Origin of the sequence: Stenotrophomonas sp. HMWF003 (assembly GCF_003061285.1) — a bacterium.
GTDB lineage: Bacteria > Pseudomonadota > Gammaproteobacteria > Xanthomonadales > Xanthomonadaceae > Stenotrophomonas > Stenotrophomonas maltophilia_AP.
Genome location: NZ_QAIW01000349.1, coordinates 1,908 through 10,879, shown reverse-complemented (window position 1 = coordinate 10,879; position 8,972 = coordinate 1,908). Strand labels below are relative to the sequence as shown.

8 protein-coding genes are annotated in these 8,972 nt (G+C 68.8%); all 8 read right to left on the bottom strand.

The window, feature by feature from the left end; translation table 11 throughout:
- Nucleotides 1–52 precede the first annotated feature (52 nt).
- Complete coding sequence (locus DBR34_RS14105) at nucleotides 53–316, bottom strand: hypothetical protein (protein WP_128097260.1); 264 nt, start codon at nucleotides 314–316, stop codon at nucleotides 53–55.
- Nucleotides 313–525 carry a hypothetical protein gene (locus DBR34_RS14100; protein ID WP_128097259.1) on the bottom strand — a complete coding sequence of 71 codons (213 nt, stop codon included), beginning with the start codon at nucleotides 523–525 and terminating at the stop codon, nucleotides 313–315. Before DBR34_RS14100 ends, DBR34_RS14105 begins: the two co-directional genes overlap by 4 nt.
- 276 nt (nucleotides 526–801) lie before the next feature.
- On the bottom strand, nucleotides 802–2,226 hold the full coding sequence (locus DBR34_RS14095; protein ID WP_128097258.1) for a replicative DNA helicase: 1,425 nt from the start codon (nucleotides 2,224–2,226) through the stop codon (nucleotides 802–804).
- A gap of 194 nt (nucleotides 2,227–2,420) precedes the next feature.
- Complete coding sequence (locus DBR34_RS14090) at nucleotides 2,421–2,981, bottom strand: NAD(P)H-dependent oxidoreductase (protein ID WP_128097257.1); 561 nt, start codon at nucleotides 2,979–2,981, stop codon at nucleotides 2,421–2,423.
- Between the two features lie 362 nt (nucleotides 2,982–3,343).
- A complete protein-coding gene (gene asnB, locus DBR34_RS14085) occupies nucleotides 3,344–5,287 on the bottom strand; it encodes an asparagine synthase (glutamine-hydrolyzing) (protein WP_128097256.1) in 1,944 nt (647 codons plus the stop codon).
- 3 nt (nucleotides 5,288–5,290) lie between these two features.
- Complete coding sequence (locus DBR34_RS14080; protein ID WP_128097255.1) at nucleotides 5,291–7,570, bottom strand: thiamine pyrophosphate-dependent enzyme; 2,280 nt, start codon at nucleotides 7,568–7,570, stop codon at nucleotides 5,291–5,293.
- A gap of 93 nt (nucleotides 7,571–7,663) precedes the next feature.
- Complete coding sequence (locus tag DBR34_RS14075; protein ID WP_128097254.1) at nucleotides 7,664–8,209, bottom strand: GNAT family N-acetyltransferase; 546 nt, start codon at nucleotides 8,207–8,209, stop codon at nucleotides 7,664–7,666.
- 128 nt (nucleotides 8,210–8,337) lie between these two features.
- Nucleotides 8,338–8,972, bottom strand: a 635-nt coding sequence (locus tag DBR34_RS14070) for a glycine zipper 2TM domain-containing protein (RefSeq protein ID WP_128097265.1), incomplete at its 5' end; no start/stop codon positions are given.

The window sequence follows — 8,972 nt, the reverse complement described above, 5'->3', positions numbered from 1 at the left end:
GGCCGGCTCGTGGGCATTGCGTGGAGCCGGCCACCGGCCGCGCCAACCGACATCACGTGCGCGTGGGGATCTTCTCCGGCACCGCCGCAGCCGGCGCCTTCGGCGCGTCCTCGCAGACCCGATGCTGCGCGACCACCTCGCCCACGTTCCATTCCTTCACCACCCGGCAGTGTTGCTTCGGCGCGTCCTTGCCAGCCGCAGGCTCGGCACGCACCGGACCAGGATTCTGCCGCTCCACCCATGCCTTGGGCGGTTCGGCGGCGAACGCAGGCGCCGCCAACCACAGCGCGACCAGTCCAGCGCACAGTCGGCTCATGCCGCCACCGGTCCGCCGCCCAGCAGCCGTGCCGGCAGCATGAACAGCGCGCGCAGGAAGGCGAACACGGCCGAGAAGGTGATGCCGACCAGGCGGAACGGCAGGCTCAGCAGCCACACGAACGGCCAGGCGACCAACGCCAGGATCGCCAGCGGCCAGCACAGCACGAACAGCAGGCACCACACCCCCAGCGCGAACAGCGTCTTCATCGTCGGTCTCCACCGGCACCGGGCGGCAATGCCCGCAGGCCCACGGTGCCGTTGCACCGCCCGCTCGGCAAGCGGAATGCGACGAATGCCGACCTCGGCCGACAAAACCGGGAATACGCCGATGAGCGACCGCCGCGGCGGTGGGGCCGGGCGTTGCCCGGCTGAACCAGCCAGGATCGCTGGGTGCAGGAGCAGCCGACCAACGGTCGGCGCTACGCCGTTACGGGACCGGGGCCAAGCGCCGGTAGCACACGACCGTTGGTCGTGTGCCCCAGGTCATTCGAACGAACCCACCGAATCGTGCGACAGGTTGTCGAAGCGGGTGTACTCACCGAAGAACTTGAGTTTGCACGAGCCGGTCGGGCCGCCTCGGTGCTTGCCGATGATGATCTCGGCCAGGCCCTTGTCGGGCGAGTTTTCCTTGTTGTAGTAGTCGTCGCGGTAAATGAACACGATCATGTCCGCGTCCTGCTCGATAGCGCCGGATTCGCGAAGGTCGGCCATCACCGGACGCTTGTCGGTACGTGTTTCCAGTGAGCGGTTGAGCTGGGACAGCGCAATCACCGGCACGTTGAGTTCCTTGGCCAGGCCCTTCAACGAACGCGAGATTTCCGAAATTTCGGTTGCGCGGTTTTCGCTGTTGCCCGGCACGCTCATCAGCTGCAGGTAGTCGATGACGATCAGGCCCAGGTCGTGCTCGCGCTTGAGGCGGCGGCACTTGGAGCGCAGGATCTCCGGCGACACGCCCGGCGTATCGTCGATGAAGATCTTGGTTTCCTTCAGCATCCGGATCGCGCCGGTGACCCGGCTCCAGTCTTCGTCTTCCAGCTGGCCGGTACGCAGGCGCTGGGCGTTGATGCGGCCGTTGGAGGAAATCAGGCGCATCGCCAGCTGCGAGGCCGACATTTCCATCGAGAACACCGCCACGCCCTTCTTCGACTTGATCGCCGCGTACTCGGCGATGTTCAGTGCGAACGTGGTCTTGCCCATCGCCGGGCGCGCGGCCAGGATGATCAGGTCGGTGGGCTGCAGGCCCGAGGTCATCGCATCGAAGTCGGCGTAGCCGGTCGGCAGGCCGGTGATGTTGCCGCCGTTCTCGAAGCGGTTGCGCAGTTCTTCGAACGCGTCTTTCAGCGCGCCGGGCATCGCCACGAAATCGGTGCGACCGCGTGCGCCCTGCTCGGCGATGGCGAACACCGATTTTTCCGCCGCCGACAGCAGTTCGCTGCTCTCGCGGCCCTCGGGCTGGAAGCCGTCGTTGACGATGTCGGTGCCCACCTGGATCAGCTGGCGCAGCACGGCCTTGTCACGCACGATTTCAGCGTAGGCGGCGATATTGGCCGCCGACGGCGTGGTGCTGGCCAGTTCGATCAGGTAGGCACCATCGCCCACCAGCTCCATCCGGCCCTGCGACTCGAACCACTCACCCAGGGTGACCGCATCGAACGGGCGGTCGCGCTCGGACAGCTCGCGGATCGCGCGGTAGATCATCTGGTGGTCGCGACGGTAGAAGTCGGTTTCGGTCAGCTGGTCGTTGATGCGGTCGTAGCTTTCCGGCGCCAGCATCAGCCCGCCCAGCACCGCCTGTTCGGCCTCGATCGAATGCGGCGGCACGCGCAGCTGGTCGATCCGCGATTCATCGCGGTCGAAGCGGTCACCGCGGTCTTTGCGGTCGGAACGGAAGCCAGAGCGGGCGGACATGTGAAGGCGTACTTCCTGCGGTGCGGGGCGTGGGGCATGGTAGGCACGGCGCGCGCGCCGCAACCACGCACAACCCTGTGGATAAGCAGTGGATGAGCTGGGTATAACGGCGCTTGCCGACCGGTTGCGGCGGCAGCGCGTGGCGCACGACGCCGGGCCGTGCGCCGCACCGCATTATCGCAGATGCACCCCGCTCAATGCTGACCGCCGTGGGTGGCGATCCAGGCGAGGAATCTGTCCACGAAGCCCTGCAGGAACGTCCGCGTGCCCTCGCTGCTGATGGTGCCCGCTTCGTCGATCAGGCCTTCCTTGAAGTGCAGGAACACCTCCGGCTGGCCCAGGACCGGCATGTCCAGGTAGGCCAGCACGTTGCGCAGGTGCTGCTGGGCCAGCGCGGTGCCGATCACCCCGATCGAGGCCCCGACCACCGCTGCCGGCTTGCCGGCGAATGCGCTGTCGCCATAGGGCCGCGAGCCCAGGTCGATGGCGTTCTTGAGCACCCCGGGGATGGACCGGTTGTATTCGGGGGTGACGAACAGCACCGCGTCGGCGTCACGGATCTGCTTTTTCAGGCGCACGCCCTGCGCCGGGTAGTCCGCGTCGAAATCCTGGTTGTAGAGCGGCAGATCGCCGATCTCCACATGCTCGAAACGCGCCCTGCCGGCCGCCAGCTTCTCCAGCGCATGGGCCAGCGCCTTGTTGTGCGAGCCCTTGCGCAGGCTGCCAACCAGTACCGCAATCTTCACTTCGGCCATGGGGATGTCTCCGTTGGGGGAAACCCCGAGCCTAGGCGGGCGCCCCTTCGGCCACGGTGAAGGGGGGGGTAGAGCCACCCCATGGGTGGCTACCCGTCAACCCCACATCATCCGAACGTCCAGCCACCCATGGGGTGGCTCTACCCCGGGGCCTGCATCATCGGTGCGTCAGCCACCCATGGGGTGGCTCTACCCCGGGCCTGCATCATCGGTGCGTCAGCCACCCATGGGGTGGCTCTACCCCGGGCCCTGCATCATCCGCACTTCAGCCACCCATGGGGTGGCTCTACCCCGGGGCGCGGGGTCGTTACCTCGTCGGATGCGCAGGTTGATGGCGCCTGCGTGCGACCGGCGGTCGGCACCTAGCCGCGCTTGACGGTGGCGCGCACGTCGCGCCAATGCGCCTGCCAGGCCTGGAACATCAATACGTTCCACAGGTGCGTGTGCCATTTGCGCTCGCCCTGCTGGAACTGCTGCCACAGCGGCACCACCGCCTCGACGTGGAACACGCCCTCGGCGGCCAGCCGGGCCGGGTCCAGCAGTGCATCGGCCCAGCCGCGCAGGTCGCCCTTGAGCCAGGCGCTGACCGGCGCGCCGAAGCCGCGCTTGGGCCGGTGCACCATCTCCTGCGGCACGTAACGGCCCAGCACCCGTTTCAGCAGGTACTTGCTCACCCCGTCGCGCTGCTTCATGCCCAGCGGCAGCGACCAGGCGAACTCGGCCACGCGCCAGTCCAGCAGCGGGGCGCGTGCCTCCAGGCTCACCGCCATGCTGGTGCGGTCCACCTTGCACAGCAGGTCATCGGGCAGGTAGGTGTTGAAGTCGGCCAGCATCATCGCGTCGGCCGGCGAGCCGGCGCCGTGCAGCGGGTCGGCCAGGTCGTAGAAGCTGCCTGCGCCGGTGGCCCCCTTCACCGCCGCCACCGGGTCGCGCCAGCGCGAGATGCGGTTGCGGTACACATCGCCGATGCCGCGTGCGCCGGTCTCGGCCAGCAGCGCGGCCAGGCCACCGGTGCGCGAGGCCTCGCCCTGGGTCTGCGAATGCGTCGCCATCCAACGCCGCAGCGGCGCCGGCACCTTGCCCAGCATCGCCCAGTTGCGCAGCGCGCGCTGGTACCGGCTGTAGCCGAAGAACAGCTCGTCGCCGCCGTCGCCCGACAACGCCACCGTGACCGAGCCGCGCGCCAGCTTCGCCACCAGCGCGGTGGGCACCTGCGAGGCATCGGCAAACGGCTCGTCGAACATGGCCGGCAACTGCGGCACCACCGCCAGGGCATCGGCGCCACTGACGTACAGCTCGGTGTGATCGGTGCCCAGGTGCTGCGCCAGCGCCTTGGCCAGCGGGGCTTCGTCGTGGTCCGAGCCCTGGAAGCCAATGCTGAAACTGTGGATGGGCGACGCCGACTGCGCCTGCATCAACGCGGCCACCACCGACGAATCGGTGCCACCGGACAGGAACACGCCCACCGGCACGTCGGCCACCATGCGCAGCGCCACCGCATCGCGCAGCACCGCGTCCAGCTGCGCCTCGGCCTCGTCGTCGCTGCCGCGGAACGGCTGCGCGAGTGCCTGCTGCATGCGCTCGCGCGCATTCCAGAACGGCACCTGCTGCTGGTCCGGGCGGTGCGCCGCGGCACCAGCCGCCACCGCCGCCGCGTCCAGCCGCAGCGCGCGGCCGGGCATCAGCTTGAAGCAGCGCTCGTGGATGCAGTGCGGGGCCGGAATGTAGTCCAGCCGCAGCAGCAGGGTCAGCGCGTCGCGGTCGATGTCGTTGTCGAAGTCCGGGTGCTGCCACAGCGCCTTCAGTTCCGAGCCGAACACCAGCGCATCGCCGGCCCAGCCGTAGTACAGCGGCTTCTTGCCGACCCGGTCGCGGGCCAGCCACAGGCACTGCTCGGCGTGGTCCCACAGCGCGATGGCGAACATGCCGTTGGCACGCTGCAGGGTTTCATCCAGCCCCCAGGCCACGAACGCGGCCAGCAGCACTTCGGTATCCGAATGGCCGCGGAAGCGGTGGCCCAGCGCTTCCAGCTCGGCACGCAGGGCGGCGAAGTTGTACACCTCGCCGTTGTAGGCCAGCACGTAGCGGCCGTCGTTGGACGCCATCGGCTGGTGGCCCAGCGGCGACAGGTCCAGGATGCTCAGCCGCCGGTGCGCCAGCGCGATGCCGCGGCCGGCATCGGCCCACACCCCGCTGTCGTCCGGGCCACGATGGACCAGCGCGTCGCCCATGCGGCGCGCCAACCGTTCCAGTGCTGCCTGCTCCGCTACCGGAGCCGGCAGCAGCATTCCTGCCAATCCACACATGCGTCAGAGATCCTGCGCCAGTACCCGGGCGGCGCTTACCAGCGCATTGTCGCTTGGAAGCACGCACATTGCTGCCCCCGCCAGCGGGGTGTAGGTATCGGCCCCACAGACCCGCTGCAGCGGCAGGTGGCCCAGTCCGGCCTCGACCAGCGCGGTGATGACGCCCTCGCCCACCCCGGCGCTGTGCCGGCCTTCGTCCACCACCAGCACGCGCTGGGCGTCGGCCGCCTGTTCGGCGATGAAGCCGGCATTGAGCGGCACCAGCCAGCGCAGGTCCACCACCCGCACCTGCCAGCCCAGCTCGGCCTGGATGGTGCGCGCCGCGCGCAGGCTCATCGGCACGCCGTTGCCATAGCTGAAGATCACCAGGTCGTTGGCCTCCGGCGCGTACACCCGGCCCTCGCCCGGCCGCATGGTCTGTGCGGGCGGCGGGTACGGGAACAGCCACTGGCCATCGCCGGGCTCGTGCAGGTCCTTGGTCATGTACAGCGCGATCGGCTCCAGGAACACCGACACGCGCCCGTCCACCTGGGCCAGTGCCGCCAACGTGCGCAGCATCATCGCCGCATCGTCGCCGCGCGACGGGCACCCCACCACCAGGCCGGGGATGTCGCGCAGCGCGGTGATCGAGTTGTCGTTGTGGAAGTGCCCGCCGAAGCCCTTCTGGTAACCCAGCCCGGCAATGCGCACCAGCATCGGGTTGCGGTACTGGTCGTTGGAGAAGAACTGCAGCGAACAGGCCTCGCCGCGCAGCTGGTCGGCGGCGTTGTGCAGGTAGGCCAGGTACTGGATCTCCGGGATCGGCAGCATGCCCAGGTTGGCCAGGCCCTGGGCCATGCCCAGGATCATGGTTTCATCCAGCAGCGTGTTGAACACCCGGCGCGGCCCGAAGGCCTTGAGCAGGCCCTTGCTGACCGTGTACACGCCGCCCTTCTGCGCCACGTCTTCGCCGAACAGCAGCGTGGACGGGTATTTGGCCATCAGTTCGTGCAGGCCCTGGTTGATCTGGATGGCCAGGTGCCGCGGCGGCAGCTGCTCGGGCAGCTGCGCCTCGCTGCCGAAGGCGGCCACGCGCGCCTGCGGATCGGCCACGCGTGCGGCTTCGGCCTGCACCGCCGCCGGCGAGTAGGGGGCCAGCGGTGCCATGATCTGCGCTAGGCCATCGAGCTTGGGCCGGCGGTCGGCTTCTTCGGCCGCGGCGAAACAGCGTGCGCGCATCGCTTCGTAGCGCTGCAGCAGCTGTTCGGGCGTCATCCAGCCCGAGTCCAGCGCAATCTGCGCCGAGCGCAGCAATGGATCGGCTGCCTCGGCCGCGCACAGTTCCGGCAAGGGGCGCCACTCGATCTCGAAATCGGTGCCGGCGTGGCCCATCAGCCGCGTGGTGCGCAGGTGCAGGAAGGTGGGCCGCCGGGTGCGCCGGCAGTGCTCGAGCGCGCGTTGCACCTGACCGTGGCCGGTGGCCAGGTCCAGGCCGTCGGCAAAGAAATAGTCCAGCCCGGGGCGCTGGCGGAAGGCCTGCGCGATCCAGCCGTCGGGCGTCTTCACCGAAATGCCGATGCCGTTGTCTTCGCACACGAACAGCACCGGTGCCGGCAGCCGCTGGTAGGCCGCCCAGGCCGCCGTGTTGAACGCGGTCTGCGCGCTGGCGTGGTTGGACGAGGCGTCGCCGAAGGAGCAGATCACCACGCTGTCGTCGGGGATCGGCAGTGCGTGGCCGATGCGGCGCGCGCTTTCGATGGCCAGCGCCGTGCCCAGTGCCTTGGGCAGGTGCGAGGCGATGGTGGAGGTCTGCGGCAGCACCCACAGCGGCTTGCTGCCCCACACCTTGTGCCGGCCGCCGCTGGCCGGGTCGTCGCAGCTGGCGGCGAACGACAGCGCCGCGTCGAGCACCGGGTCCATGCCGGGCAACTGGCGGAAGCGTTCGGCCATGAACGCCCCGGAGCGGTAATGCAGGAACGCCGGATCGGTGTGCCGGGCCAGCCGCGCCACCAGCGCGTTGCCCTCGTGACCGGACGAGCCGATGGTGTAGAAGACCTTGTTCTTAACGCGCAGCACCCGCGCCATCAGGTCCAGGTGGCGGCTGATCAGCTGCGACTCCAGCAGCGCATCGAACCCGGCCGCGTCGAGCGTGCTGCCGGGCAGGATCGGCACGTCAGCGGCCGGACGCGGTGCGGGATCGCCCCGCCACTGCTGCACGAATTCAGTGAAGTTGGTGTCGCAGACCTCGGCCCGGTTGAGGGCCTTCATGCGTGCGGGAATCGGATCGGGAACCACGGCAAACATCCATCAGCCTCCGTGACGCGCGGCCCAGGCGGCCACGCCGGGAGCATGGCCGCAACCTGCGCAGGTTGCCAAGCGCGGGTGCAGCATGGGCGATCACGTGCGGCGGCGGTGCTGCCATTGGTCGCGCGACTGGCCCCAGATCTCGATCGGCTTGCCGTCATGCGGCGGCGGCAATTCGCCCATGCGCAGCAGCGTGCTGCCCAGCTTGCGCGCCACGACCTTGGAGTTCTCGTTGGCCGCGTCGATGGTGTGGATCACCTCCTCCCAGCCCAGCGTGTCGAATGCCCAGTCGATGCTGGCCACCGCTGCTTCCGGCGCATAGCCCTTGCCCCAGCTTTCGCGGCGGATGCTCCAGCCCACTTCGGTGCCGGGCCAGTCCAGCGGCTGCCACGGGCCCATCCGCCCGACCCAGTCGCCACTGCTTTTTTCGATCACCGAGAACATCGAAAAACCGTACAGGTGCCAGCTGCCGGCCAGGCAGCTGAAACTGCGCCACGCCTGCGACGGGGCCTGCACGCCGCCCAGGTGCTGCATGACCTCCGGGTCGGAACAGAACCGCAGGAACGCGTCGAAATCCTCCGCGCGGGGTGGGCGCAGGATCAGGCGGTCGGTTTCCAGCTGCAGGTCGAAGATGCTCATGGCGATGGCCGTCGGAAAACAGGCAGAAATCATCGCAGAAGGCCGGGCTGCGCGCTGTGGCGGGCCCCGCAAAACGCAACAGGCCGGACGACGCCGGCCTGTTGCTCGCACGATCCATCCGCGCGGAGTTACTGCTTGTTCGAATCCAGCGCGGCGGTCTGGGTCACCAGCTGGCCGTCGATGACCGGCAGGCGGTCGCTGCTCGGCTTGTTGTCCATCTTCACGGTCTTTTCCACGCCATCGTAGCGGTAGGTCACGTTGTACCCGGTGACCGCGTTGCTGGTGCCCATCGGGATGCGGTTGCCCGGCTTGCTGGCCATGCGCATGGTGCCGGTGGTGCCATCTTCGTTGCGGTAGGTGACGTTGTAGCCGGTGACCTTGGTCGACTCGGAGGTCGCCGTTTCGGTGTGGCACTGGCGCTCGGTGCGGTTGACCACGCGGCCACCCACGTGGCGCTTGTCCACCTGGTTGCCGATCAGGCCGCCCGCCACGGCACCGGCGGCGGTCGCTGCCTTCTTGCCGTTGCCGCCGCCCACCTGGTTGCCCAGCAGGCCGCCGATGACCGCACCGGCGACGGTGCCGCCGACGTTGCCGTCGCGCTCGGGCAGGCGCTCCTGCACCACGACGTCCTGGCAGACTTCATGCGGGGTCTGGGTGGTGGAGGTCTGGCGTACCGGCTCGGTGCCGATCACGGTGGCGTAGGCCTTCTCTTTCTTCGTCAGCGGATCCACCTTGACGATGTCGGCGTACTCCAGCTTGCCGG